The organism is Erythrobacter sp. K21-9 (assembly GCF_055808355.1).
Map to the genome: position 1 here is coordinate 965,214 of NZ_CM147866.1, position 24,377 is coordinate 989,590.

At 62.6% G+C, this 24,377-nt stretch carries 21 protein-coding genes, 1 tRNA gene and 2 pseudogenes; 9 read left to right on the forward strand and 15 right to left on the reverse strand.

Translation table 11 applies throughout. The annotated features are described in order from the left end of the window. Positions 1–29: 29 nt before the first annotated feature. From AC0L39_RS04835 to AC0L39_RS04880, 10 genes and pseudogenes are all read right to left on the reverse strand, one after another. A pseudogene (locus AC0L39_RS04835) lies at positions 30–828 on the reverse strand (phosphoadenylyl-sulfate reductase). Next, complete coding sequence (locus AC0L39_RS04840; protein ID WP_473261179.1) at positions 821–1,273, reverse strand: DUF934 domain-containing protein; 453 nt, start codon at positions 1,271–1,273, stop codon at positions 821–823. The pseudogene AC0L39_RS04835 and the gene AC0L39_RS04840 overlap by 8 nt, the downstream one beginning before the upstream one ends. Continuing rightward, complete coding sequence (locus tag AC0L39_RS04845; protein WP_473261180.1) at positions 1,263–2,894, reverse strand: nitrite/sulfite reductase; 1,632 nt, start codon at positions 2,892–2,894, stop codon at positions 1,263–1,265. Before AC0L39_RS04845 ends, AC0L39_RS04840 begins: the two co-directional genes overlap by 11 nt. A 1-nt stretch (position 2,895) precedes the next feature. Next, complete coding sequence (locus AC0L39_RS04850) at positions 2,896–3,195, reverse strand: DUF2849 domain-containing protein (protein WP_473261182.1); 300 nt, start codon at positions 3,193–3,195, stop codon at positions 2,896–2,898. After that, on the reverse strand, positions 3,192–3,950 hold the full coding sequence (cobA, locus tag AC0L39_RS04855) for a uroporphyrinogen-III C-methyltransferase (protein ID WP_473261183.1): 759 nt from the start codon (positions 3,948–3,950) through the stop codon (positions 3,192–3,194). Before cobA ends, AC0L39_RS04850 begins: the two co-directional genes overlap by 4 nt. 79 nt (positions 3,951–4,029) lie before the next feature. Beyond that, positions 4,030–5,142: a mechanosensitive ion channel family protein gene (locus AC0L39_RS04860; protein WP_473261184.1), complete on the reverse strand. Its 1,113-nt coding sequence runs from the start codon at positions 5,140–5,142 to the stop codon at positions 4,030–4,032. Then, positions 5,139–6,353: a cystathionine beta-lyase gene (gene metC, locus AC0L39_RS04865; protein WP_473261187.1), complete on the reverse strand. Its 1,215-nt coding sequence runs from the start codon at positions 6,351–6,353 to the stop codon at positions 5,139–5,141. Before metC ends, AC0L39_RS04860 begins: the two co-directional genes overlap by 4 nt. Next, entirely contained in the window at positions 6,350–7,219 is an 870-nt protein-coding gene (locus AC0L39_RS04870; protein ID WP_473261189.1) for a sulfurtransferase, read from the reverse strand. The genes metC and AC0L39_RS04870 overlap by 4 nt, the downstream gene beginning before the upstream one ends. A 63-nt stretch (positions 7,220–7,282) precedes the next feature. Next, a complete protein-coding gene (locus AC0L39_RS04875) occupies positions 7,283–8,086 on the reverse strand; it encodes a hypothetical protein (RefSeq protein ID WP_473261190.1) in 804 nt (267 codons plus the stop codon). 145 nt (positions 8,087–8,231) lie between these two features. Further along, on the reverse strand, positions 8,232–8,639 hold the full coding sequence (locus tag AC0L39_RS04880; protein ID WP_473261192.1) for a hypothetical protein: 408 nt from the start codon (positions 8,637–8,639) through the stop codon (positions 8,232–8,234). Between the two features lie 175 nt (positions 8,640–8,814). Between AC0L39_RS04880 and queF the strand changes: the two genes are divergently transcribed. From queF to AC0L39_RS04900, 4 genes are all read left to right on the forward strand, one after another. After that, the gene (gene queF, locus AC0L39_RS04885; RefSeq protein ID WP_473261193.1) at positions 8,815–9,285 is read left to right on the forward strand and encodes a preQ(1) synthase; all 471 of its coding nucleotides are present in this window, start codon (positions 8,815–8,817) and stop codon (positions 9,283–9,285) included. Positions 9,286–9,634: 349 nt separating this feature from the next. Beyond that, positions 9,635–10,648 carry a hypothetical protein gene (locus AC0L39_RS04890; protein WP_473261195.1) on the forward strand — a complete coding sequence of 338 codons (1,014 nt, stop codon included), beginning with the start codon at positions 9,635–9,637 and terminating at the stop codon, positions 10,646–10,648. Beyond that, positions 10,531–12,348: a beta strand repeat-containing protein gene (locus AC0L39_RS04895; protein ID WP_473261197.1), complete on the forward strand. Its 1,818-nt coding sequence runs from the start codon at positions 10,531–10,533 to the stop codon at positions 12,346–12,348. Before AC0L39_RS04890 ends, AC0L39_RS04895 begins: the two co-directional genes overlap by 118 nt. Then, on the forward strand, positions 12,264–13,730 hold the full coding sequence (locus AC0L39_RS04900) for an autotransporter outer membrane beta-barrel domain-containing protein (protein ID WP_473261199.1): 1,467 nt from the start codon (positions 12,264–12,266) through the stop codon (positions 13,728–13,730). Before AC0L39_RS04895 ends, AC0L39_RS04900 begins: the two co-directional genes overlap by 85 nt. Before the next feature lie 134 nt (positions 13,731–13,864). Here AC0L39_RS04900 and AC0L39_RS04905 read toward each other — a convergent pair whose 3' ends face one another. The 4 genes and pseudogenes from AC0L39_RS04905 to AC0L39_RS04920 all read right to left on the reverse strand — a co-directional run bounded on the left by AC0L39_RS04905 (position 13,865) and on the right by AC0L39_RS04920 (position 17,661). Continuing rightward, the gene (locus AC0L39_RS04905; RefSeq protein WP_473261201.1) at positions 13,865–15,142 is read right to left on the reverse strand and encodes an NADH:flavin oxidoreductase/NADH oxidase family protein; all 1,278 of its coding nucleotides are present in this window, start codon (positions 15,140–15,142) and stop codon (positions 13,865–13,867) included. 155 nt (positions 15,143–15,297) lie between these two features. Next, positions 15,298–15,373: transfer RNA gene (locus tag AC0L39_RS04910), tRNA-Thr, on the reverse strand. Between the two features lie 58 nt (positions 15,374–15,431). Continuing rightward, positions 15,432–16,346: a hypothetical protein gene (locus AC0L39_RS04915; protein WP_473261204.1), complete on the reverse strand. Its 915-nt coding sequence runs from the start codon at positions 16,344–16,346 to the stop codon at positions 15,432–15,434. After that, positions 16,343–17,661 (reverse strand): annotated as a pseudogene (locus AC0L39_RS04920) (replication-associated recombination protein A). Before AC0L39_RS04920 ends, AC0L39_RS04915 begins: the two are co-directional and overlap by 4 nt. A 104-nt stretch (positions 17,662–17,765) precedes the next feature. On the opposite strand from AC0L39_RS04920, the gene AC0L39_RS04925 reads away from it, so the two are divergent. Both AC0L39_RS04925 and AC0L39_RS04930 read left to right on the forward strand, forming a co-directional pair. Further along, positions 17,766–18,410, forward strand: coding sequence for a PadR family transcriptional regulator (locus tag AC0L39_RS04925; protein ID WP_473261206.1), 645 nt, complete (start codon positions 17,766–17,768; stop codon positions 18,408–18,410). 132 nt (positions 18,411–18,542) lie between these two features. After that, positions 18,543–18,980, forward strand: a complete 438-nt coding sequence (locus tag AC0L39_RS04930) for a hypothetical protein (RefSeq protein ID WP_473261208.1) — start codon at positions 18,543–18,545, stop codon at positions 18,978–18,980. An 11-nt stretch (positions 18,981–18,991) separates the two neighbouring features. On the opposite strand, the gene AC0L39_RS04935 is transcribed toward AC0L39_RS04930, so the two are convergent. After that, positions 18,992–20,182, reverse strand: a complete 1,191-nt coding sequence (locus AC0L39_RS04935) for a glycosyltransferase family 4 protein (protein ID WP_473261210.1) — start codon at positions 20,180–20,182, stop codon at positions 18,992–18,994. A gap of 157 nt (positions 20,183–20,339) precedes the next feature. Between AC0L39_RS04935 and AC0L39_RS04940 the strand changes: the two genes are divergently transcribed. The 3 genes from AC0L39_RS04940 (at position 20,340) to AC0L39_RS04950 (ending at position 24,362) form a co-directional block, all read left to right on the forward strand. After that, a complete protein-coding gene (locus AC0L39_RS04940) occupies positions 20,340–21,518 on the forward strand; it encodes a phosphoserine transaminase (RefSeq protein WP_473261212.1) in 1,179 nt (392 codons plus the stop codon). 96 nt (positions 21,519–21,614) lie between these two features. Then, the gene (gene serA, locus AC0L39_RS04945; protein WP_473261215.1) at positions 21,615–23,198 is read left to right on the forward strand and encodes a phosphoglycerate dehydrogenase; all 1,584 of its coding nucleotides are present in this window, start codon (positions 21,615–21,617) and stop codon (positions 23,196–23,198) included. A gap of 57 nt (positions 23,199–23,255) precedes the next feature. Further along, a complete protein-coding gene (locus tag AC0L39_RS04950) occupies positions 23,256–24,362 on the forward strand; it encodes an ATP phosphoribosyltransferase regulatory subunit (RefSeq protein ID WP_473261218.1) in 1,107 nt (368 codons plus the stop codon). The last annotated feature ends 15 nt before the right edge of the window (positions 24,363–24,377 follow it).

Here is a 24,377-nt window from a genome sequence, read left to right on the forward strand (position 1 = left end):
CCTTTCCATTGCCGCAATCCCGGTGAGGATCAGAGGAACGGCTCCTCGCCCGGTTTGTGGATGCCGCATTCGGTCTTGTCCCAGCCTTTCCACCGGCCCGAGCGCGGGTCTTCGCCGTCGGCTACCTTGTGCGCGCAAGGTTCGCAGCCGATCGAGGGGAAGCCCTGCGCGACCAGCGGATGGCGCGGCAGGTCGTGCTCCTCGAAATACGCCTGGATGTCCTGTGCCGACCAGTCGATCAGCGGGTTGATCTTGAGGCGGCTCGTGCTCATCCGAGGTGTCGACTTCGAAGCGGGGAAGGTTGGCGCGGCTGCTCGACTGGAACGCCTTTCGCCCGGTGAAGCTCGCATCGAAGCCTGCGAGCGCTTTGGCCAGCGGCTTGACCTTGCGAATTTCGCAGCAGCCATCGGGATCGTAGGACCAGCGCAGGCCGCTTTCGTCCTTGGCGATGACTTCGGCTGCTTCGGGCGTCAGGATCTGAAGATTGGTCAGGCCAAGCCGCTCAACCACCTCGTCGCGGTATTGCAGCGTCTCGGCGAAATGCTTGCCGGTTTCGAGGAACAGCACCGGCACATTCGGATCGACCTGCGCGATGAGGTGGAGCAAGACCACGCTTTCGGCGCCGAAACTGGAAACGACGGCAATATCGCCTGCCAGATCGCCCTCGATCACCCCTTCGAGCATTTCGCTGGTCGAGCTGCCACGGAACATGCGGTTGAGGCGCACCGCGTCATGATCGGAAAAACGCGGCGCCGTGTCGATCCGGTCGACCGCGCGGTCGAGCGCCTCCTGCTGGTTCAGCGGAGCGGAGTTCTCGCGCTTACTCATGGCGCAATTCCGGGATGGTCGTGCGGCGGTCGGCAGCGTTCTGATAGACATTTTCCCACGTCGCAAAGGCGCGCCTCGCTTCCTCTTCATCGAGCGGCTTGTCGGGGGCAAAGGCATCGAACCCGCAGCGGCGCATGTGGCTGAGCTGGTCGATCAGCACGTCGCCCACGGCGCGCAGTTCGCCTTCGTAACCGGCTTCGCGCAGGATACGCGCCGCCGAATAGCCCCGCCCGTCGGCGAAGGTCGGAAAGTTGACCTCGACGAGTGCCAGCCGGTCAAGGAAGGGCAGGAGCAGACGCGCATCGTCGCCCGGCTCGATCCGCACGGCGGTTGCATTGGTCTGGTCGCAGCACGCATCGACGGTGACGGTGCCGTGATCGGCGACTTCGTCATCGCGAAAGCGGAACTGGACGTCGTCCGGGCTGGTGCCAAGATCATTCGCCATAGAGCGCCTCCTTGAACGGGGCCATGCCGATGCGGCGGTAGGTATCGAGGAACCGCTCCCCTTGCTCGCGCTGCGCGATGTAGACATCGGTAACGGTCTCGACCGCCTCGATCACTCCGTCCTCGGTAAAGCCGGGGCCGGTGATCTTGGCGAGGGACACGTCTTCCGCCTCGCTCCCGCCGAGCGAGAGTTGGTAGTTTTCAGTGCCCTTCTTGTCGACGCCGAGGATGCCGATATGGCCCGCATGGTGGTGCCCGCAGGCATTGATGCAGCCCGATATCTTGAGCTTCAATTCGCCCAGCTCGCTTGTCTTGCCGGATGTGTCGAAGCGTTCGGATATGCGCTGTGCGAGCGGGATAGAGCGGGCGTTGGCAAGACTGCAATAATCGAGGCCGGGGCAGGCGATGATGTCCTCGATCGTGTCGAGATTGGGCGCGCCAAGGTCCGCCGCATCGAGCTGCGTCCAAAGCGCATGCAGGTCAGCGATCTTCACATGCGGCAGGACAATGTTCTGCGTGTGCATCACGCGCAGCTCGTCGAAACTGTATTGCTTCGCGAGCCGCGCCATCGTGCGGATCTGCTCGCCGGTCGCATCGCCGGGGATGCCGCCGACGGGCTTGAGCGAGATCACCGCGCTGACATAGTTGTCATGCTTGTGACGGTGCGTGTTTCGGTCGACCCACAGGGCAAAGTCGGGATCGGAACGGTCGATGGTTTTCGGCCCGTCCTCGAACGCAGGATCGGCGAAAAACGGCTTCAGCCGCTCCAGTTCCGCGTGCGGGGGTTCGACGCCGACGCCGAGCAGGTGCGCGAATTCCTCCTCGACCTGGCGCTTATATTCCTCCGCGCCCAGTTCATGGACGAGGATCTTGATGCGTGCCTTATACTTGTTGTCGCGCCGGCCATAGCGGTTGTAGACCCGCAGGCACGCCTCGGCATAGGTGACTAGCTGATCGAGCGGTACGAAGTCGCGGATCATCGGAGCGATCATCGGGGTGCGGCCCATGCCGCCGCCAACATAGAAGCGCGCGCCGATTTCGCCATCCTGCTCGACAATCTGAATGCCGATATCGTGGAGCCGCATCGCCGCGCGATCTTTCTCTGCCGCGATCACCGCGATCTTGAACTTGCGCGGCAGGTACGTGAATTCCGGGTGGAAGCTCGACCACTGACGCAGCAGCTCGGCATAGGGGCGCGGATCGACCAGCTCGTCATGCGTCGCGCCAGCAAAGTGATCAGAGGAAATGTTGCGGATGCAGTTCCCGCTCGTCTGGATCGCGTGCATTTCGACCTTGGACAGGTCTTCGAGAATGTCGGCGGCTTCCTCCAGCTTGATCCAGTTGTACTGGATGTTCTGGCGGGTGGTGAAGTGGCCATAGCCGCGGTCGTACTTGTCCGCGATATCGCCAAGCGCAGTCATCTGTTCGCTGTTCAGCGCGCCATAGGGGATGGCGACGCGCAGCATGTAGGCGTGGAGTTGCAGGTAAAGCCCGTTCATCAGCCGCAGCGGCTTGAACTGGTCTTCGGTCAGCTTGCCTTCGAGGCGGCGCCGCGCCTGATCGCGGAATTCCTCGACGCGCGCATCGACCATCTGCTGGTCGTAATTGTCATACTTGTACATGTCAGATTACCCAGTCGAGAGCTTCGGGGTTTTGCGGTTTGAGCGTAAGGTCGGGGCGCACTGTCGGACCGAGTGCGCGCACGCGGTCCTTGATGTGGGCGGGGCGGACCTTGCCGTCATCCTCGCGCGTGGCATCGAGCGAATAGGGCACGTTGACGCGGCGCGCGGCTTCTTCGCGGGCCATGATTTCCTCGGCTTGCTCGCCGACATCGACGGCGTCATCGACATAGATCGACCATGCCTCGCCGTCCCACCATACGACAGCGCCGGATTTGAGGTCGTTTCCCGTGAGTATCTTCATTGCGCGGCCTCGATTGCTGTCCGGACGAGCGTACTATCCTCGCGCGCGGTCACATCGCCGATCACGATCAGCGCCGGACTCTTGATCCGGTGCTCGGTGACGAGGTTCGGCAGGCCAGCGAGCAGCCCGCGCACCACGCGCATGTCCGGGCGCGCACCGTTTTCAATCACCGCCAGCGGCACGTCGGGGGAAAGACCGTCGGCCATCAGCTTTTCGGCGATCTGCGGCGCGGTCTTCACGCCCATGTAGATCACCAGCGTGCGCCCCTTTCCGGCAAGGCCCGACCAGTCCTGATCGGACAGTCCTTTGCACTGGCCCGCAACAAAGCTCACGATGCTGGAGGCGTCGCGGTGGGTAAGAGCGATGTGGGATGCCGCTGCGGCGCCATTGGCGGCGGAGATACCCGGCACGATTTCGACGCGGACACCGGCGGCCTTGGCGTCTTCGGCTTCCTCGCCGCCGCGCCCGAAGATCAGCGGATCGCCGCCTTTCAGGCGCACGACGTCGCGCCCGGCGAGCGCCTCGCGGATCAGCAGCGCATTGATCTCGCCCTGCGGCAGAGTGTGCCTGGAGCGCTGTTTGGCGACCGAGATCAACTGCGCTTTCGGGTTGGCGAGCGCAAGAATTTCGCCGCTTACCAGCCCGTCATGGACGATGAGGTCTGCGTGCTCGATCAGCCGCGCGGCGCGCAGGGTCAGGAGGTCGGGATCGCCCGGTCCTGCGCCCACGAGATAGATGATTCCGATATTATCCATGCTGCCGAAATGGCCGGGTGCACCCGCTCACGCCAGCGAGAATGGGTTTGCGAGCGATAAGGAAAGCTTTTGCGGCGACTTAGCCCGGTTTGGTGTGCCGATCCGCGAGCGCTTCGATCAGGCGGTCCATTTGCTCACTCGCACGCAAATTGAGATCGCGCTGCGGGAACGGGATTTCGATCTCGTGTTCCTTGAACAGCTCCCACATGCGCATGTACACGTCTGACCGGATATTCGCGATGCCCTCCTCGGGGTCCTGGATCCAGAACCGCACATCGAAATTCACCGAGCTATCGCCGAATTCCATGACGTTTACGCGCGGCTTTGGCCGCTTGAGAATGCGGTCGGTTTCCGCCACCGCCTGATAAAGCAATTCGGTCACAAGGTTCAGATCGCTGCCATAAGACACGCCGACCGGGGCCTTCACGCGTACATCGCGCGAGGAATAGGACCAGTTGACCACCTGGTTGATCATCAGGTTCTCGTTCGGGATCAAGTGCTCGGTCTGGTCGCGGGTGATGACCGAAATCGCGCGGATACCGATCTTGCGAATTTGCCCGACACTTTCATTGCCTGCGCCATCGGTGACCGAAATCACGTCGCCCGGCTTGATCGACTTGTCGAGCAGCAACAGGATCCCCGAAATCAGGTTACCAAAGGTCTTCTGGAGGCCGAAACCGATGGCGAGGCCGAATGCGCCGCCGAAAAAGGCAAGCGCGGTGAGGTCGATGCCGAGCAGGTCGATCCCGATCAGGAACGCGAGCGCCCAGATGGCAATCGTGCTGAGCTTTTCCGCAAGCACCTTTTGCGTCTCGTCGAACTTGGATATCCGCCGGATCAGACCGCGGCTGAACCGTGTCGCCATCCATGCCAGCGTGATGACCAGCAAGATGACACCGATGACCAGCAGGACGTCGAGCAGCGAGATACGCAGATTGCCGATCTCGAAAGCGAGGCCCCTCAGCGTTTCGAGAAAAGCGCCAGCGGTTTCGCTGCGCTCGCCGACATCCTCGACGAGATTGCGCGACCCTTCGATGACCTCGACCGGTTCTTCCGGGGTTGGCTCGGGCGTCGGTGTCGCTTCGCCTTCCGGCGTAGTGCCATCTGCGCCGGGCTCGCCCGCCGCTGCATCGTCGGCGCTCGGGTCGACGGTCTCGGTCACATCGGCTGGCAGCGAGGCGGACGTCGTCATTCTTGTTCCATCTTTGCAAGCGCCTGTGCGAGGTCCGCGATCAGGTCCTGTGGGTCTTCCAGCCCTATCGATAGGCGAATGGCGGCGCGCGCGCCAGAGCCGCCCTGTGCAAGCGTCGGCGCGCCCATCACCGCGCGGTGATCCTGCGGGAAAATCGGAAGCGCAAGGCTTTCATACCCGCCCCAGCTGTAGCCGATGCCGAAATGCTCGAGCGCGTCGACCACGCGCCCGCTCGCCTGTGGATCGCCGCTGGCAAGTACGAAGCTGAACAGCCCGCATCCGCCGGTGAAATCGCGGGTCCACAGATCGTGCCCCGCATCGCCGAGCAGCATTGGGCACATGACCGCGCCGACCTGCGGCTGATCGGACAGCCACCTGGCGATAGCGAGCGCGCTCGCGGTGCTCTGGTCCAGCCGGATCGCCATAGTGCGAAGGCCGCGCGCCGCCAGCGCTGCATCATCGGGGGAGACGACCTGCCCAAGTTCCTGCGACGTGCGGCGCAGCGCGCGGTACCAGCGCTCGCCCGCGCTCGCCGACCCCATCATCAGGTCTGAGTGCCCGCCGACATGCTTGGACAGGCTCATCATGGTGATGTCGCAGCCATGCGTAAGCGGCGCAAAGCCGAGCGGGCTGGCCCAGGTGTTGTCGATCATGCTGACCGCGCCGTGTTCGCGCGCGATGCGAGCAAGCGCAGGGACATCGCAGACTTCCATCGTCAGGCTGCCGGGGCTTTCGAGCCAGACGGCCTTCACCGGCTCATCGAACAGGGCCGCATAAGAAGCTAGATCGAGTGGATCGAAGAAGTCGGTCGTCACGCCGAGGCGCTTCAGCAGTCCGGTCGCCATGCTGCGCGAGGGGTCGTAAGCGTTGTCGGTCATCAGCAACCGGTCGCCGGGTCGCAGGATCGCCAGCATACACCCGGCAATCGCCGCGACGCCGCTGGGGTAGAGCACGGTGCCGTGCGCGCCAGGCTCGATTTCGGTGAGCGCATCGGCCAGCGACCACTGCGTCGGTGCGCCGCGCCTTCCGTAAAAGAATCCGCCATCGGCGTTGGACTTGCCGGCTGCCTTGCGGTCGGCCTCGCTGTCGTAAAGGTGGGTCGAGGCTCGCCAGACGGGCGGATTGACGACAGGCCCGGTCCATTCCTTGCGCCTCCCGGCCTGCGTGACGCGGGTGGCGGGGCGCGTGTCCTTGGAACCGTTATCGCTCATGGCGTCCTGTTCTTTTGGGGCCCTTGCGCTTTGGGCGTATCGGGATCGGCGCTCCATTCCTGCCAGCTTCCGTCATACAGCGCGGTGTCGTCATGGCCGATGAGGTGCAACGCGAACAGCAGCACGCTTGCGGTCACACCGCTCCCGCAGGTGGTGATGACCGGCTGGTCGAGATCGACCCCCGCCTCCTCGAACGCGGCACGCAGGGCTTCGGCGGACTTGTAGGTGCCGTCATCATTGAACACCTTGCCGAAAGGCAGGTTGAGCGAGCCGGGAATGCGTCCGTTCTCGCCGCCATGCACCGGGTCGGTGCCGCTGCCGAACACGCGCTCGGCGCTGCGAGCGTCGAGCACCTGTTCGGCCTGGGTATCGAGATTGACGAGCATGTCATGCTTGCTGCGCACACCCATTGGCGAAAAGACACCGCCGGTTTCCACCGGATCAAAGTCCGCCACGCCGCTTTGCAGTTCGCGCCCTTCCGCTTTCCATTTGGCCAGTCCGCCATCGAGGATCGCGACGTCTTCAATCCCGTGCGCGGTCAGGATGAACCACGCCCGGGCCGAGGTTTTGACGTCGCTGTCATCGTAAATGACGACGGCGCTTTCGGGCGCGACACCCAGAGCATCGAGGCGCCCTGAAAGCTGATCGGCGCTGGGCAGGGCAGCGGGTACGTCCGACCCCGCGTCGGTCAGGCTCGCCAGATCAAGCAACCGCGCGCCGGGAATATGCGCGGCCTCATATTCGGCGCGCGGATCGCGGTTTGCAGCGGGGAGGTGGCGCGATACGTCGAGGATGACGAGATCGGGGCTGCCCAGGCGCGCAGCCAGCCAATCGGTCGTGACGAGGCTAGGTATCGGGTCGCTCATGAGCGGAGCGGTAGCGCGGCAGCCACCTCTCGCCAAGGCCCTCCTGTGGGAGAAGACCGTATGTCAGGCGGGCTGGGCGGTGCTTGCCTCTTTCAGCTCGCGGGTTCGCAGTCCGGCGATATTTCCCGGCGGGCTGTCGAGCGAGATCGGATGGAGACGCGCCTGGCTTGCCGCGCTCGGCGCGCCGACGATGAAATTGCGGGTGTGCTCTGAAAGCCCGCGCGCTTTCAAGGTGAGCAGCAGGAGCGGGATAAAGAGCGGGGTCTGGCCCTGGCGGAAGCCCTGCACCTCGTTCCACGGTAGCTGAACCTCGCCGATGACCGTGCGGCTTTGATGCGGGCCAATACGCTCGACTTCATGCGGCTGTGGTTTGCCGGTCGGCATGGCGATCCCGCTTTCCCGCTTGGCCGTGGCGAGGACTGCGCCAATGACCAGGTCGCGGATCGCCCGGTCCGTCCGATTGCTGATCTCGATCCGGTATTCGACCGTGAATTTCATCACGCTGCGCGAGGCGCTGAGGATATTGACCTGCAAATCGATGTCGCCGGGCGAGCGCGGGACTGGTGGCGGCGGCGCGGTGTCCGGTGCAGCGTCCGGCTCGAGAGCCATGTCAGGGGAGAGGACGACCGGCTCCCGATCGGAGGGCCCGGCATTGGCGCGGGCCGCCGGTTTGGCGGGCGCGCCATTCAGCTTTGCAATCGATTGCCTGACCCCGGCTGTCATTGTTCGTGCGCTAATAGCCCGCGCTGGCTGGGCCGCGGCTTTCCTGCGCCATATCCACCATGCAAAGGCGGCGAGCGCGGTCAGAAGCGTGATGAGGGCGGCGATTGCCACGTTCGAAATGCCCGGCCCCGCCGATTGCGGCACGGGGACGACGCCCCCAGCGATATCGCCCGGTTCCGTGCCAGCAGCAGGACTGCGTTCGGACGGCGCATCATTGTACCAGCCGTCCCCCTCGAATGTTGGCTCGGCTATTTCCGGCGCAGCGACGCTTTCTAATGCGTCGACCGCTTCAGCAGGAGGCAGCGCGCTGGTTGCGGAAGGTGGTGGGCCGACGCACGCGCGCTGGATCCGATGAGGCGGGCTCGCTCCGGGCAGGAGCAGGTGCCTGCGTGGGCGCGGCGGAAGGCGTCGATGCAGGCGGCACCGATGCGGGCGGCGCTTCTTCCACCACCGGAGCGGGCGCCGCGGTGGGCGTTGGTGAAGGGCTAGGCGCAGTTTGCGCAGGCTCATCGACGATTGTGCGCGGGCTGATCGCTACACCCGAGCGAACATCGGCAGGCCCTTGCGGTGCCGGTGTCGGAGTGGGCGTGGGCTCAGGCAGGCTGAACGATCCGGGCGAGCTTTGCGCGGCAAGCGGACCGGACAGACCGATCGCGGCTGCGGCGACGCCCACGGCAAAGGCATGGCGCGCTTTCATAAAGGCAAGCGACCTTTTGTGGGGACGGAGATGGAGAGTGTTCGCGCGCATGGTGCGTTATATATCGTTGGCGGGTCTACGTTAGCGGGGGTGCTGTATAACTCACATAAATGTCTGCGCATGCGCGTCCAGTTCCGCGCTTGCACGCTCGGCAATTTCGCGGCAACAGCGCGGCATGGAAAGCACACCAAAAACCGAACCTGATCCGCAATTTCTCGGCAAGGATACCCCGCTACCCGCTTCACCGGAAGAGGCGCAGCTCGATTATGTGCCGAACCCGCGCAAAGACAGCCTGTTTCTGGTGCGCTTCGCCGCACCCGAGTTCACTTCGCTGTGTCCGGTAACCTCGCAGCCGGATTTCGCGCATCTCGTGATCGATTACGCGCCCGGCGAAACCATCGTCGAATCCAAAAGTCTCAAGTTGTTTCTGGGGAGTTTTCGCAACCACAACGGCTTCCATGAGGATGTAACTGTGGGAATTGGGCAACGCCTTGCAGAAGAAATGCGTCCGAAATGGCTTCGAATAGGCGGCTATTGGTATCCGCGAGGCGGCATTCCGATCGACGTATTCTGGCAAACAGGGGCGCCGCCCGCCGAGTTATGGTTACCGGACCAGGGTGTGCAGCCCTATCGCGGCAGAGGCTGATCCTCGGGCGAGAGCACAGAATCAATCGGTTAATTGGTTAAAACCCCACGAAAACCGCGCGATTCCTCTTTTCATTTGTTCGTCATATTGTATGAATAGATCGACTTGGGAACAGGAGGAGGGAGTGCGCGGTCGCGTGAATTTCTTAACCTCTTCCGACATACGAACCTTTTTTTGCTCGAGGGGCACCTGATGACTATTCCTGCCAATACCAAATTCCGCGCTATCGGCGGAGCTTCCGTTCTTGCACTGACGTACCGGGCTCGCTGGTCCTGCTTTTGCGCAATCCGCACCGGCACCTCTTGCTGCTGCGCCAGCCGCTCCGACCACTCCCACGCAGCCTGTCCCGGTGGTCCAGTGCGTTGAGGATACGCCTGACAATTTCGTCTGCGCGCCGGGCACCGATCCCGATGGTGTTGGTGAAGACCCGACCCCCGACGATCCTGCCGATCCGATCACGATCACGATCCAGGACGGTGCCTTTGTCACAGGTTCGACTGGTTTTTCCAGCGGTGCGTCGGTTACCGGCGACAGCGGTACGGTCGTGACGAACGCGGGTTCGATCGTTGGCGGCGCGAACGGCGCGGTCATCCTGAACTCGGACGCGACGCTCGACAACTCGGGCTTCATCAGCTCCGACTTTGCAATCGCTATTCGTCTTGGTGATGACGTCGATGTCACCAACAGCGGAACGATCTACGGCAATTCGAGCGTAGGCCTGATCGCCGGTCGCGATGGGAATGTTCTCGTCAATTCCGGCCTGATGCAGAACGATGCGGGTTCGGTGCTGTTCACCACGGGTGACGGCCTTCCGACCGTGACGAGCGTCGACAACCAGGTGACTGGTTCGATGTTCACGACTGCGAATGATTCCACCGTGATCGATATTCAAGAGCGCGGCGTCGTGAACAATGACGGTCTCATGCAGTCGTTCGGCGACGGTAGCGGCGTCATCAGCATTGCTATCGCAGGCACGGTCACCAACGGCGGCAATATTGCTGCGAATGGCGACAATCTTACCGCAATTACGGTTGGGGATTCCGGGTCCGTTACGAACGACGGACTCATCCAGACGACGGGAGCCGCCGCTGCAGGAATTCTGACGGGTGAGAATGGCACCGTGGTCAACACCGGAGAGATTTCGGTTGCGGATTCTGGTATCGGCGGTGCTGTTCAGGTCGGAGACGGAAGTACTGTCACGAACGACGGTACGATCTCGGTACCGGCGGCGATAACGATTTCGGTGTGCTCACCGGATCGGATACGACCGTTACGAACAATGGCCTTATCGAGGCTACCGGAACAGACATCACTGCTGGCATTCTGGACTCCGACGCATCTAATGATTCCAACGTGGTCGTAAACAATAGTGCGACCGGGATCATCCGGTCTGCCGGTGACGGCTCCAACGCCAGCGGTGTTGCTCTGGGTGTTTTGACTGGCGCAGCGACCGACAATGTCGTCAATAACGATGGCCTTATCGAGTTGACCGGCGACGGAATGGCGGGTGTCTGGCTTGGCAATGGCGGCGTCATCAACAACACTGGAACCATTCAGGCCACCGGTGACGGCGTAAACGCAGTCATGTTCAACGACGTAGGCACGCTCAACAACAGCGGTACAGTGGCCACGACTGGCGCAGGTTCGGTTGCGATCGTTGCCGACAGCGCAGTGTCGATCTTCAACGCCGACACCGGCGTCATCAGCTCCGCACAAACCAACGCGGTCCAGCTGGTCAGCCCCGATGCGGTGCTTGAAAACTTCGGCCTCATATCTTCGGACACCGATGCCGCTGTAACCAGCAATGCCGAATCGCACGAAGTCTTCAACTACGGCACCATCACTGGCGGTGCCGGTACGGCTGTCGACCTCGGTGCTGGCTTTGACACGTTCTATGTCCTCAATGGCGGTGACGTGAACGGCACCGTCGATGGCGGAGCGGACGGCGACACGCTGTTTGTGTTCGTGACAGATGACAGCCAGACCTCATTCAATGTTTCGGAACTCGGCACGACCTACGTCAATTTCGAACGCTACGGTCTCGGCACGCAGAACTTCGATCCGAACGACACCACGGTTTCGACCGCAGGTACCGGACGCCTCATCCTGACGGGTGAGACCGATGCAGCGCTTGCTATCTTTAACAGCGCCTTCCTCACTTCGGACCATGGCAACATCGTGTTCCTCCAGGCTCGCGAAAACCCGAATGATGGGACTACTCCTGAAAGAATCCTCATCATCGCCCAGAACGGTTCGATCGATACCAACCTGAACGATGCGATCCGCGTCATCGACGACGGCTTTACCATCAACAACGTTGGTACGATCCGCTCCAACAGCGACGAAGCGATCGAAGCTGAAGGCATCAACGATCTGTTTGTTGGCAACAGCGGCCTGATCATCGCCGATGCCAGCGGCGACATGGCCATCGAAGCGAACGACAACCTCACCGTGGACAACCGTGGCCGGATCGAATCCGTAACCTCGACCGCGATCGAGGCTACCGGCACCGGACTTGACGTGCTCAACCTCGCAACAGGTGAGATCGTTGCCGCTGCCGATGACGCAATCGTTGGCGTCGATGGCGTCTTGATTGAAAACGCCGGCCTGATTTCGGGCGGTGAGAACGACGCGATCGAATTGAACGACGGTACGATCACCAACTCTGGCACGATCATTTCGACGTCTTCGGCGATGGGTGTTCTCGACGCAGGTATTGCCTTCGCAGGCGGTGCCGAGGCGAGCACCGTCACAAACGAAGCTGGCGGCGTCATCGAAGGCGATGTCGCAATCATTTCGGATGTCGGCAACACCGGCGACCAGACAGTGGCGAACTTCGGTACACTTACCGGTACCGTATCGGCGAAGCCGTGGTGCTCGGTGCTGGTAACGACGAATTCCAGCACTGGACCGGCGCTGTCACCGACGGCAACGTCCGCCTTGGCGGTGACGACGATACCTTCATTCTTGAAGGTTCGATGTCCTCGATCCTCGGTACGGTTTCGGGCGATGGCGGCGACAACACCGCTATCCTCGGCGGCGTGTTCGACGGCGACAATCTAGTGAATTTCCAGAACATCTCCCTCGGCCAGCTGTTCGACCTGCGGGTCTCGGGTGACCGCATGGTAACCGGCGACACATCGGTCGACGGCAACGTTACCTTCGCTCTGGGTGTCGATACACTCATGGTAGATGGCGACCTGGTATTTGCCGATGGTTCGGTCATCACCATCCTGACCCCGCTGGACGAAGCTCTGCTTGGCCAGACGGTGTCGGTGATCGAGGAAACCGGCGCGTTTGCCGACAATGGTACCACGATCAACGTCATCGATGACGATCTGCTGATCGAATACACCCCGATCATCGGCTCGCTCCAGGTCCAGGTCGGAACGGCCAACCCGCTCGCAACTTCGGGCGATGCGAACATCGTGGCAATCAGTGGTGCAGTGACCAATGCGATCAATGGCGGCACTCTGAGCGCCGCCAACTTTGCAGCGTTCAACGCGCTTCCGGATGCTGCCGCCTACCAGGCTGCCCTGATCGATGCGCTGCCTTCGCTTAGCGAAGCTGCGGGCCGTGAGATCTTCGAAACCTCCAGCGCGGCGAGCGATGCACTCGATCGTCACCTGGCAGCCGAAGGAACCTCGGTCTGGGGTCAGGTCATCGTTCGCGGTGCCGAGCAGGACGCTCTTTCGCCAACGGTCAACGGCTACGATTCCGATCAGCTGATCTTCACCGTCGGCGCGGATTTCGCAGCGACCGAAGGCGTCCGTATCGGTGCACTCGCAAGCTATGCCGACATCGACAGCGATGACGACACTGCCACGAAGAGCGCGGAGATCGAAAGCATCAAGCTTGGCCTCTACGCAGCGATCGACCTGTTCGAGCGCGGTTTCCTCAACACGGAAATCGCTTACCTGACCGGTGAAGTCGAAACCTCGCGTAGTGGTTTCCTCGGATCGATCACTTCGGGCTTCGATTTCGACGGCATCACCGCTCGTTCGACATTCGGCTATGACGTGCTTGAAGACGCAAACGTATCGCTGACGCCGAGCATCGGTGTGAATGCGGCGCGGATCAACTTCGACGACGCCGTCGAAGCTGGCGGGTTCGGCTTCACGGTCGAGCGCGGCGATGCGGAATTCATCGAACTGCGCGGCGGCATCGAACTGGGTGCGCAGATGTCCGAAGGCGTGGATGCCTTCATCAAGGGCACGATCATCCACGATGTCATCGACAGCGATCGCAGCTTCCGCCTCTCCTCGGCTCAGCTTCCGACCTTCAACGCGCGGCTTCCGCTGCGTGAGCAGGACCGGTTCGAACTGGCTGCGGGCGCAAGCATCGACGTGTCGGAGACCTTCGCGATCGATCTCAGCTACCTGGGTGATTTCAACGAGGACTACAGCGGTCACGCTGGACGCGCAGCGCTCCGCTTCTCGTTCTGATCCGAGTAAGCCTACAAAAAAGGAAAGCCGGTCACTGCAAAGTGGCCGGCTTTCTTTTTGTCGATCATCGTGAGCTGCGCGAGGACGAACTGACGCGTTGACCCGGCATAACCTACACGGCAGCGGCAAGAGAGCTAGCCGCGGGCCTTCATGATCGCCTTGTTGCGCGCATCGACGATCCGGAACGCCTTGAGCACGGAATAATCTTCGTCGGTCCGCCCCTCATGGCCCAGCAGCCAGAGTTGCTGATAAAACCAGTATATCCCGGCAAAGCCATTGATCGCCTTCATCATTTGCAGGCGCTTCAGGAAGCCTAGCCAGGCCGGGATCAATTCCAGGTCGTCCTCGAACCGCGGCAGTGCTTCGCGCCCCTCGATCAACTGGCGCGGCGCGTCGGTTACCAGACACATCGGGCGGCCCAGTCCGATCACGTCCGCTGCGCCGATTTGGAGCGCCTGATCCATTGCGGCGCGCGCGCGAAAACCGCCGGTCACCATCAACGGCACGCCGACCTCGTCCTGCATCGCCTTGGCAAAATCCACGAAATAGGCCTCGCGCGCGGCGGTGGAGGGCGCGACGTTCTGCGCCTCCTCTTCCTCCATCCCGGCAACGCCCATCAGCTTGGGTTGTTCGTAGGTTCCGCCCGAAATCTCGATCAGGTCGGCGGAGGCTTCCTCGAGCCATTTGACGACCGCCAAGCTATCCTCGAAGGCAAAGCCGCCCTTCTGGAAGTCCGCGCTGTTGAGCTTGACCGAGATCGGAAAGTCCGGCCCAACCGCCTCGCGCACTGCACGGACGGCTTCGAGCAGGATGCGCGCGCGGTTCTCGAGGGTACCGCCATATTCGTCGGTCCGCAGGTTCACGCGGGGGCTGAGAAATTGCGAGATCAAATATCCGTGGGCACTGTGAATTTGCACGCCGGTGAAGCCTGCATCCTTGCACGCCTTTGCCGCGATTGCCCAGCGCTCGACCAGATCTGCAATCTCCATGGTCGTCAGCGGCGTAGGCTTGCCGAATTGCCCGCCCGGCAGCGCAAGCGCGACATCGGAGGAAGATTTGGGGTGCGGATTGACCAGTTTTTGCGTCTGCCGCCCGCCGTGGCTGAGCTGCGCCCAAAGGTGATTTCCCCCGCGAGTTCCGGCCTTGGCCCAGCCTGCAAGCCGTGCGGCCATGTCGGCATCCGGCTCGCGCTCGATCACGACATTGCCGGGCCGCTCAAGGTGATCCTTGTCGATGATGATATTGCCGGTCAGCAGCATCCCCGCGCCGCCATCGGACCAGATGCCGTAGAGCCGCTCAAGCTCCGGTGTCGGGCGGCCATCGGGCGTCGCCAGCCCCTCTGTCATTGCCCCCTTGGCGATGCGATTGGGAAGCGTGGCCCCGCAGGGCAGGGTAAGCGGATCGCTGAGCATTTTCACCTCGGTTCAAGTCGCTGATGGCAACCCGGCTAGACGGTGGAGGCAATGCATTCAACCGCGCCAGCCCCGCACGGACTGGCGAGGGTGCAGGCAAGGTCAACTCCGAATTTGTCGAACATTTCGATCCGGAGGTGCGCAAGAGGGGAAAATGGTGCCGGCTGCAGGAGTCGAACCCGCGGCCTGATGATTACAAATCAACTGCTCTACCAACTGAGCTAAGCCGGCCCATTCATCGTTACCGATGCTGCTGCGGCGCAGACAATCGGAACGCGCGCCAAATGCGTCAAAGCGCGCCGAATGTCCACCCCTCTGTATAGGCGATTTGCGCGGTGAGGCACTTTGGCTCCCACCGGCGCTTTTCGGGGGCCACCTTGCGCAGCCACGCAGCCGTCAGCAGCGCGTCGGAGGAGTGGTCGTCGATCTCGCCGATGCGGTCGACCGGCGGGCAATTGAGCACCTCCAGTGCAGCGTTGAGGTCGGCATAGGTCAGCAGCTTGGTCCGGCTGCCGCCTCTGTTCTGAAGCTGCGCCGCGGTCTCTTTCGACGCGAGGCCGGTATAGATCTCGACCAGCATTGAACCTCCCTGTTTGAGGCGTTTGTCCGGAACCGGGTCGATTGGCCAGACGGGCAAGTGCCCCTGCAAGCGGTGGAGCATCCGCATTCCGGTGAGCGAGCTTTTGCCGACCTGCGCTGCGCCGACGAGGTTGAAATTGCTCACCGGGCGGCATTTTTGGGCGCGCTGCGCTGTTTCGGCTTCTCGGAATCGGCCCTCTCGGGTCACCGCTCCGGGCAGCAGGAAGCGGTCGCCGAGGTGATCCTTCCCGTGGCGGAAATAGCGCGAGGCCTCTGCATGTTCGACAAAGCTGCTTGCGCCCAGATGCGGGTCGCCCTCGCAAATGTCGTCGATCAGCGCCCACAGCCGCTTGGCGCTTTTCGGGCTGTCCTTCCAGCCGGGAAAGAATGCGCCTGCATCATTGAACGGCAGGCTGATGCCGAGGTCGATCCCGACCAGCGAATTGGCGGGCAGGTCGTCGCGCAGGATTTCGAACACGTCATTGCGCGAAAATCCGCCCTTTGGTGGGTCGACGAGAACCGGCGCGCCGCCGTGTGCCTCGGCGATGGCGAGCGCGATGCCCTTGTGCCGCTCGCCGCGCGCGCCCGACCAGTCGATGGCGACGAAGTGGTCCCATTCCCTCATTGTTTGCGATCGCTGCGAAGCTTGTTCCAATATCCGATCCGCTCGCGCACCTTGCGCTCGAACCCGCGCTCGACCGGATCATAAAAGGTCTGCGGCTCCATCTCTTCGGGCCAGTAATTGTCGCCTGAGAAGCCCTCATCGGTGTTGTGATCGTAAGCGTAGCCTGCACCGTAGCCGATCTCCTTCATCAGCTGGGTCGGTGCGTTGAGGATATTGGCAGGCGGCATCAGGCTGCCGGTTTCCTTTGCTGCCTTGAACGAGGCTTTTTGCGCGGCATAGGCGGCGTTCGATTTGGGCGCGGTGGCGCAGTAAAGGCAGGCTTGCACGATGGCGAGCTCGCCCTCGGGACTGCCAAGAAATTCATAGGCGTCCTTTGCGGCGAGGCACTGGGTGAGCGCCTGCGGGTCGGCGAGGCCAATGTCTTCGGAGGCGAAGCGCACGAGGCGGCGCAGGACGTATAGCGGCTCTTCGCCCGCGGTCAGCATGCGCGCCATGTAATACAGCGCCGCCTGCGGGTCGGACCCGCGCAAGCTTTTGTGCAGCGCGCTGATCAGGTTGTAATGCCCGTCGCGGTCCTTGTCGTAGACGGCAACGCGGCGCTGCAGGAATGCGCCGAGGGCTCCGGGATCGAGCGGCTCGGTGATGGACGCGTTGTAGAGCGTTTCCGCTTGGCCCAGCAGGAACCGCCCGTCGCCATCGGCGTGTCCGATCAGCGCGGCGCGCGCATCGCCGGTGAGGGGGAGGGGCCTTCGAGTTTCTCGGCGCGCGCGAGCAACGCTTCGAGCGCGGCGTGATCCAGCCGTTCGAGGATCAGCACCTGCGCGCGGCTGAGCAATGCGGCGTTGAGCGCGAAACTGGGGTTCTCGGTCGTCGCGCCGACCAGCGTTACCGTGCCGCGCTCGACAAAAGGCAGGAAGCCGTCCTGCTGCGCGCGGTTGAAGCGGTGAATTTCGTCCACGAACAGCAAGGTGCGCTGGCCCGCCTGGGCCATCTTGTCGGCTTCGGCAAAGGCCTTCTTGAGGTCGGCAACGCCGGAGAACACCGCGCTGATCGACACGAACCGCATCCCCACTTCATCGGCAAGAAGGCGCGCAATGCTGGTCTTGCCGGTGCCGGGCGGTCCCCACAGGATCATGCTGGACAGCTTGCCCGCCGCGACCATCCGCCCGATCGCGCCCTCCGGGCCGATCAGGTGGTCCTGCCCGATAATCTCCGCCAGCGCGCGCGGGCGCAGGCGGTCGGCCAGCGGCGCGTCCTCTCGCGGCGCATCGTCTCGCGCGGGTGCTGGCGCGTCGTTTCCAAACAGGTCTGCCATTCGTGGACCGAGATAAGCTGCTCGTCGGAAATTACCATCCAGCACTTGCATAGATAGCTCCAAGATATATCTTCAACCTATCGAAACGTTTCTGGAGACATAGTATGACCTGGCAGAAATATGGACGCGGCGGCTGGAACAATCTCGGCCCGATGATCGCGATGATGGCCGCTTCGGCGGCGAGCGAGTGGGAGGACGGCGAACGGCGACCGCGCCGCGCACGCAACTGGCAGGACGGGCCGAAGCGCCGCAAACGCCGCGGCCGGATGTTCGGCACAGGCGAACTGCGCCTCGCATTGCTCGCTCTGATCAATGAGGAGCCGCGGCACGGATATGAGCTCATCAAGGCGGTCGAGGACATGACCGGCGGTGCGTATGCGCCCAGCCCCGGCGCGGTCTATCCGACGCTGCAATTGCTCGAGGAAGAAGGCCAGATCAAGCAGGCCAAGCCCAAAGGCAAGGATGATGACGGCGAAACCGGCGGCAAGAAGCCGTTCAAGGCGACGAAGTCGGGCAAGGCCGAGCTCGAAGAACGCGCAGACGAAGTCGACCAGCTGATGGGCCGCCTGGGAGAGCACGGCGAACGCGCCGAACGCGTCAAGGAAAAGTCCCCCGACCTGTTCCGCGCGATGGGCAATCTTGCAAACGTGCTCAAGAACCGCGCGAAAGCTGGCAAGCTCGATCAGGCCGCAATCAACGAGATCGTCGACATCATCGACGAGGTGGCAAAGCGGATCGAGCGGCTCTGACAACTCTGCCCCCTTCGTCGGTGCGCCTACACCCCTGATCGTTAACGCATTTGCGGCGCGCCGCCCGCGCGCCTAGTCTCCTGTGCATGGAAGCGGCCAGCCAATAAGGCCGCCTGACGCGAGGAGGGGACATTGAGCAAACTTGGTGGGCCAAAGACACCTTGGCACCTGTGGGTCATAGGCATCGTTTCGTTATTCTGGAATGCTGGCGGCGTTGCCAGCTACATGTTGACGGAACTGGGCATGCTCGAAGGCATGGACTTCCCGCCTGACCAGCTTGCATATTTCTACAGCTTTCCTGCGTGGGCGGTCGCGTTCTGGGCGCTTGGGGTTTGGGGATGCTTTTTTGGCTCGCTCGCATTGCTGTTCCGCAGCAAATGGGCTGTTGCAATGTTCGGTATCTCAGTCGTGGGGCTGATCGGCACGACCGTATATCAACAACTGCTTTCGGAATTTCCTGATTCCATGGACACTACGGGACAGACACTGTTCGCGGCGGCGATCTGGGTTATTACCATCGGGCTGCTCATCTATGCGAGCCGCATGAGGCGAGCTGGCGTGCTGAAATGATGGCTAGCTGATCAGGCGGCCTCGGCAGCCTGACCGGCTTCCGCTGCCTGCAAGGCCTGGCGATCCTCGATCAGGCGGACATAGGTGTCGGCCACGACCTGGTTGATCGCTTCCCAGCTGTATTCGCGGCTGCGCGCTTCGCCTGCTGTTCCGTGCGACATGCGCAGGGCCGGGTCGGTGCAATAGGGAGCAATCGCCTCGGCAAAAGCGGCGCTGTCGCCGGGAGGGACGAGCCGCCCGGTCACATTGTCGTTGACGAGGCTCGATGCGCCGGTCGCCCCGGCGGCGACCACCGGCAATCCGCAGGCCATCGCCTCCAGCGTGACATTGCCGAAAGTCTCGGTGATCGAAGGATTGAAGAAGACATCGCCGCTCGCGAGCGCTTGTCCAAGGTCAACGCCGGTCTTGAACCCGGCAAAGATGCCGCCCGGCAAGGCGTTCTCGAACCATTCGCGCGCCGGTCCGTGGCCGATCACCAGCACCTTGTGCGGCACCTGCCGCTTGCGCAGCTGGACGATGGTTTCGGCAAAGACGTCCAGCCCCTTTTCCATGACCAGTCGGCCGAGAAACACGATCGCGACATCGTCATCGGCAAGGCCCAGCGAGCGCCGCCATTCCAGATCGCGCTTTTCCGAGGAGAAGATGGTCCGGTCCACCCCGCGCGACCAAAGCGAAATGTCGTCATGCATGTCCATGCTCAGCAGCTCGTCGATCATGCTCTGTGACGGCGCGACCAGCGCGTCGCAGCGATTGTAGAAGCGCCGCAGCATTCGCACCACCAGCGGCTCGAGGAAGGCCATCTTGTAATAGCGCGGATAGGTTTCGAAGCGCGTGTGCACCGAGGCAAGCACAGGGATATCGTGATCCTGCGCCCAGCGCAGCGCCGAATGGCTCGCGACATCGGGCGAGGACAGGTGGACGATATTGGGCTTGAACTTCGACAGGTCGCGCCGGACTTTCGAATTGAGCCCGGTGGGAAAGCGATATTCGCCGCGGTCGAAGGGAAAACCGACCGAAGGCAAGCTGACCAGATCACCGGTCGGCTCGAAGTCGGGCTGTGCCACGGTCGGCGAATAGACCCGGACGCCGGCTCCCTTGCCCAGCAAGGAACCCACCAGACGATTGAGCGCCTGATTGGCGCCATCGCGGGTGTAATTGTAATTGCCGCTGAACAGGGCGATGCGGAGATCGGAAGTCTGCATTGCGAGCGACGTTTAGGGCAGTGCGAGCGATATTGCGAGAGGGAAGGGACGCAACAAATCTCCGCCTGCTGCGTTGACTTCGCGAACCACATCACTAGAGCGGCCAGCGGGCCACGCGGTCCCAACGCCGCGCGAGCTCTCTGCAAGGAGAGAATACATGAATGATTACGCACGTGGGCTCAGCCATGAGCCGCCGCTCAAACCTGAGCGTCCTCAATTTTCATCCGGCCCGACGGTCAAGTTCCCCGGATGGTCCCTCGACAAGCTGAAAACCGAATCGCTCGGGCGCTCGCATCGTTCCGCGATCGGCAAGTCGCGCCTGAAATACGCGATCGACCTGTCAAAAGAACTGCTCGGTATCCCCGACGATTACCTCGTCGGCATCATGCCGGCCTCCGACACCGGCGCGCTCGAAGCGGCGATGTGGACGATGCTCGATCCCGCGCGTCCCGCGACAGTCGCGGCGTGGGAAAGCTTTGGCAATGTCTGGATTCAGGATGCGGTAAAGCAGCTGAAGCTGCCGAACCTGCAAACCCTCTCGGCCGATTACGGCGAGATCCCCGACCTTTCGACCATCCCGCAGCGCAACGACGTGGTGTTCACCTGGAACGGCACGACCAGCGGCGCAATGATCCCCGACACAGACTGGCTGGAGCCGGGGCGTGAGGGCATCACAATCAATGATGCCACGAGCGCGATTTTCGCGATGGAGATGGACTGGCCCAAGCTTGATGCCACGACCTTCAGCTGGCAGAAAATCATGGGGTCGGAGGCGCAGCACGGAATGCTGATCCTCTCGCCCAAGGCGGTGGAGCGGATCGAAAGCTACGATCCGGCATGGCCGCTGCCCAAGCTGTTCCGCATGAAAAAGGGCGACAAGCTCAATCGCGGCATCTTCGAAGGCGCAACGATCAACACGCCATCGCTGCTCGCGACCGAAGACTACATCGCCGCGCTTGAGTGGGCGAAGTCGATCGGCGGGCGCAAGGCGCTGTTCGAGCGGGCCAACACCAACGCCGACCTGGTCAAGAACTGGATCGAGGCCAAGCCGTGGCTGCGCAACATGGTCGCCGACCCGGCGCAGCGTACAAATACGGGCGTGTGCATGGTGTTTCAGGGCGATTGGTATGAAAGTCTGTCCGCAGAGGACCAGGCCGCTGTTCCGAAGAAGATCGTCAAGCTGCTCGAAGACCGCAATGTCGGGTACGACTTCAACGGCTACCGCGACGCTCCGCCGTCCCTGCGGATCTGGTGCGGCGGCACGGTCGAGGCGGAGGATATCGAACGCCTCCTGCCGTGGATCGAATGGGCCTACGAGACCGTCAAGAACGGTTGATTTTCGGGCGGTCCGGAAAATCGGACCGCCTCACCTCCTCCCAATGAAAGGCTAGCCGCGCGCCGACCGGTGCAAGGCTGGCGATAGGAATTCATCATGAGCAAACCCAAAGTCCTTATCTCCGACAAGATGGACCCGAACGCCGCGCGTATTTTCGAAGAGCGCGGCTGCGATGTCGATGTCATCACCGGCGAGAGCCCTGAAGAACTCAAAGCGCGCATCGGCGAATATCACGGTCTCGCGATCCGGTCCTCGACCACGGTGACGCCTGAAATCCTCGACGCGGCGACTAATCTCAGGGTCATTGGCCGCGCCGGGATCGGGGTCGACAATGTCGATATCCCATACGCATCGAGCAAGGGCGTGGTGGTGATGAATACCCCGTTCGGCAACTCGATCACCACCGCTGAGCACGCGATCGCGATGATCATGGCGCTGGCGCGGATGATCCCTGCTGCCGACAGCCGCACGCAGAAAGGCGAATGGCCCAAGAAGGATTTCATGGGCATCGAGGTGACCGGCAAGACGCTCGGCCTGATCGGTGCGGGCAATATCGGCGGGATCGTCGCGAGCCGGGCGCAGGGCCTCAAGATGAAGGTCATCGCCTACGACCCCTTCCTGACCGAAGACCGCGCGATTGAAATCGGCGTCGAGAAAGTCGATCTCGATAACCTGCTGGCGCGCGCCGATTTCGTTTCGCTGCACACTCCGCTGACCGATCAGACGCGCAATATCCTCAGCCGCGAACGGCTCGAAAACGCCAAGCCCGGCATCCGTATCGTCAATTGCGCGCGGGGCGGATTGATCGACGAGGTTGCCCTCAAGGATTGCCTCGAAAGCGGTCAGGTCGCAGGCGCCGCGCTCGACGTGTTTGCCGAGGAACCGGCCAAGGAGAACCCGCTGTTCGGCGCGCCGAACTTCATCTGCACCCCGCATCTGGGCGCATCGACCACCGAAGCGCAGGTCAATGTCGCGCTGCAGGTGGCCGAGCAGATGGCCGATTACCTCGTCAATGGCGGCGTTACCAATGCGCTCAACATGCCCTCGCTGACCGCCGAGGAAGCGCCGAAGCTGAAGCCCTATATGGCGCTGGCCGAAAGCCTCGGCAGCCTTGTCGGACAACTGGCGCACGGCAACCTCACCAAGATCAGCATCGAGCGCGAAGGCGCCGCCGCGCAGCTCAATGGCAAGCCGATCACGGGCGCGGTGCTGGCGGGCTTCATGCGCCGCTATTCGGACACTGTGAACATGGTCAACGCGCCCTACCTTGCAAAGGAGCGCGGGCTCGACGTCAGCGAAATCCGGCACGAGCGCGACGGTGCGTTCAACACCCTGATCCGCGTAACGGTCGAAACCGACGCCGGACCGCGCTCGGTTGCTGGCACATTGTTCGGGGCCGACAAGCCGCGCCTCGTCGATATCTTCGGGATCGGGATCGAAGCCGATCTTGACGGCGACATGCTCTACATCGTCAATGACGACAAACCCGGCTTTATCGGGCGGATCGGGTCGCTGCTGGGTGAGCGCGGCATCAATATCGGCACGTTCAACCTCTACCGCCGCGATGCGGGCGGGGAAGCGGTGCTGCTGCTCAGCCTCGATCAGCCACTGAGCGCCGAGATCCTGGCCGAGGCCGAAAAGGTCGAAGGCGTGAAGATGGTCAAATCGCTCGTCTTTTGAAAATGAGGCGTCCCCGGACTTGACCCGGGGACGCTATCGCCGCAGGCGCTTGTCCAGATGACAGACACATCCGACCTCCTCCCAGAAGGCCTCGAAGACCGCCTGCCGCAGTCCGCCGCGCGCATCACCACGGCCATGCGCGCCTGCCTCGATGTGCTGGAGAGCCAAGGATATGACCGCGCGCGTCCGCCGCTGCTCGAATTCGAAGGCTCGCTCGCGCGCGGGATGCAGGGGATCACTACGCGGCAGATGTTCCGCTTCGTCGATCCGGCAAGCCTGCGCACGCTTGCTTTGCGCAGCGACATTACGCCGCAGATCGGGCGGATCGCGGCCACCAGCATGGCAGACGCGCCGCGCCCGCTGCGGCTTGCCTATTGCGGCGATACAGCGTTGATCCGGGCGAGCCAGCTCGATCCCGCGCGGGAGCGCTTGCAACTGGGTGCGGAGCTGGTCGGCGCCGATACGGTCGCCGCGGCTGGCGAGATCGTTGCGCTGGCCGTGCGCGCATTGAGCGCGGCGGGCCTCACCGGCATCTCGGTCGATTTCACGCTCCCCGATCTGGTGGACACGCTCGCTGCCGAGGCGATGCCGCTCGAACCCGATACGGTCGAGCAGGTGCGCCGCGAGCTCGACACCAAGGATGCAGGCGGATTGAAGGCGGCAGGCGGCGAGGCGTACCTCCCGCTGCTCTATGCCACCGGCCCGTTCGAAGAGGCGCTGGCGAGATTGCGCGATCTCGATGCAGGAGGGGCGCTCAAGAGCCGCCTGGACGGATTGGAAGCGGTCGCTGCACGCATCGGAGAGACGGCGCGGCTCACGCTCGACCCCACCGAACGCCACGGTTTCGAATATCAAAGCTGGTTCGGATTCACGCTCTATGCACAGGGCGCGCGCGGGGCTGCGGGGCGGGGCGGCACTTACCAGATCGGCGGGAGCGATGAGGCCGCGACCGGCTTCACGCTTTATGTCGATGCCGTGGCCGAGGCCGCGCCCGATCCGGAAACACAGCGCACCGTCTACCTCCCGCTGGGTTTCAGCGACAGCAAGGCCGAGCGCCTGCGCAGCGAAGGCTGGCGTACTGTCGAGCAGCTTTCGGACGGTGAAGACCCGCGCGCACTCGGATGCTCGCACGTGCTGGTGAATGGCACACCCGCCGAATTGTGAAGCGGCAAAAGGAGA

Excerpts from the sequence above, each read along its gene's own strand:
- metC (WP_473261187.1), bottom strand. The coding sequence starts at position 6,353 with ATGAGCGATAACGGTTCCAAGGACACGCGCCCCGCCACCCGCGTCACG.
- AC0L39_RS04915 (WP_473261204.1), bottom strand. The coding sequence starts at position 16,346 with ATGAGGGAATGGGACCACTTCGTCGCCATCGACTGGTCGGGCGCGCGC.
- AC0L39_RS04840 (WP_473261179.1), bottom strand. The coding sequence starts at position 1,273 with ATGGCGAATGATCTTGGCACCAGCCCGGACGACGTCCAGTTCCGCTTT.
- AC0L39_RS04880 (WP_473261192.1), bottom strand. The coding sequence starts at position 8,639 with ATGAAAGCGCGCCATGCCTTTGCCGTGGGCGTCGCCGCAGCCGCGATC.
- AC0L39_RS04850 (WP_473261182.1), bottom strand. The coding sequence starts at position 3,195 with ATGAAGATACTCACGGGAAACGACCTCAAATCCGGCGCTGTCGTATGG.
- AC0L39_RS04950 (WP_473261218.1), top strand. The coding sequence starts at position 23,256 with ATGACAGACACATCCGACCTCCTCCCAGAAGGCCTCGAAGACCGCCTG.
- AC0L39_RS04860 (WP_473261184.1), bottom strand. The coding sequence starts at position 5,142 with ATGACGACGTCCGCCTCGCTGCCAGCCGATGTGACCGAGACCGTCGAC.
- AC0L39_RS04870 (WP_473261189.1), bottom strand. The coding sequence starts at position 7,219 with ATGAGCGACCCGATACCTAGCCTCGTCACGACCGATTGGCTGGCTGCG.
- AC0L39_RS04900 (WP_473261199.1), top strand. The coding sequence starts at position 12,264 with ATGTCCTCGATCCTCGGTACGGTTTCGGGCGATGGCGGCGACAACACC.
- AC0L39_RS04935 (WP_473261210.1), bottom strand. The coding sequence starts at position 20,182 with ATGCAGACTTCCGATCTCCGCATCGCCCTGTTCAGCGGCAATTACAAT.
- AC0L39_RS04845 (WP_473261180.1), bottom strand. The coding sequence starts at position 2,894 with ATGTACAAGTATGACAATTACGACCAGCAGATGGTCGATGCGCGCGTC.
- AC0L39_RS04940 (WP_473261212.1), top strand. The coding sequence starts at position 20,340 with ATGAATGATTACGCACGTGGGCTCAGCCATGAGCCGCCGCTCAAACCT.
- serA (WP_473261215.1), top strand. The coding sequence starts at position 21,615 with ATGAGCAAACCCAAAGTCCTTATCTCCGACAAGATGGACCCGAACGCC.
- cobA (WP_473261183.1), bottom strand. The coding sequence starts at position 3,950 with ATGGATAATATCGGAATCATCTATCTCGTGGGCGCAGGACCGGGCGAT.
- queF (WP_473261193.1), top strand. The coding sequence starts at position 8,815 with ATGGAAAGCACACCAAAAACCGAACCTGATCCGCAATTTCTCGGCAAG.
- AC0L39_RS04925 (WP_473261206.1), top strand. The coding sequence starts at position 17,766 with ATGACCTGGCAGAAATATGGACGCGGCGGCTGGAACAATCTCGGCCCG.
- AC0L39_RS04905 (WP_473261201.1), bottom strand. The coding sequence starts at position 15,142 with ATGCTCAGCGATCCGCTTACCCTGCCCTGCGGGGCCACGCTTCCCAAT.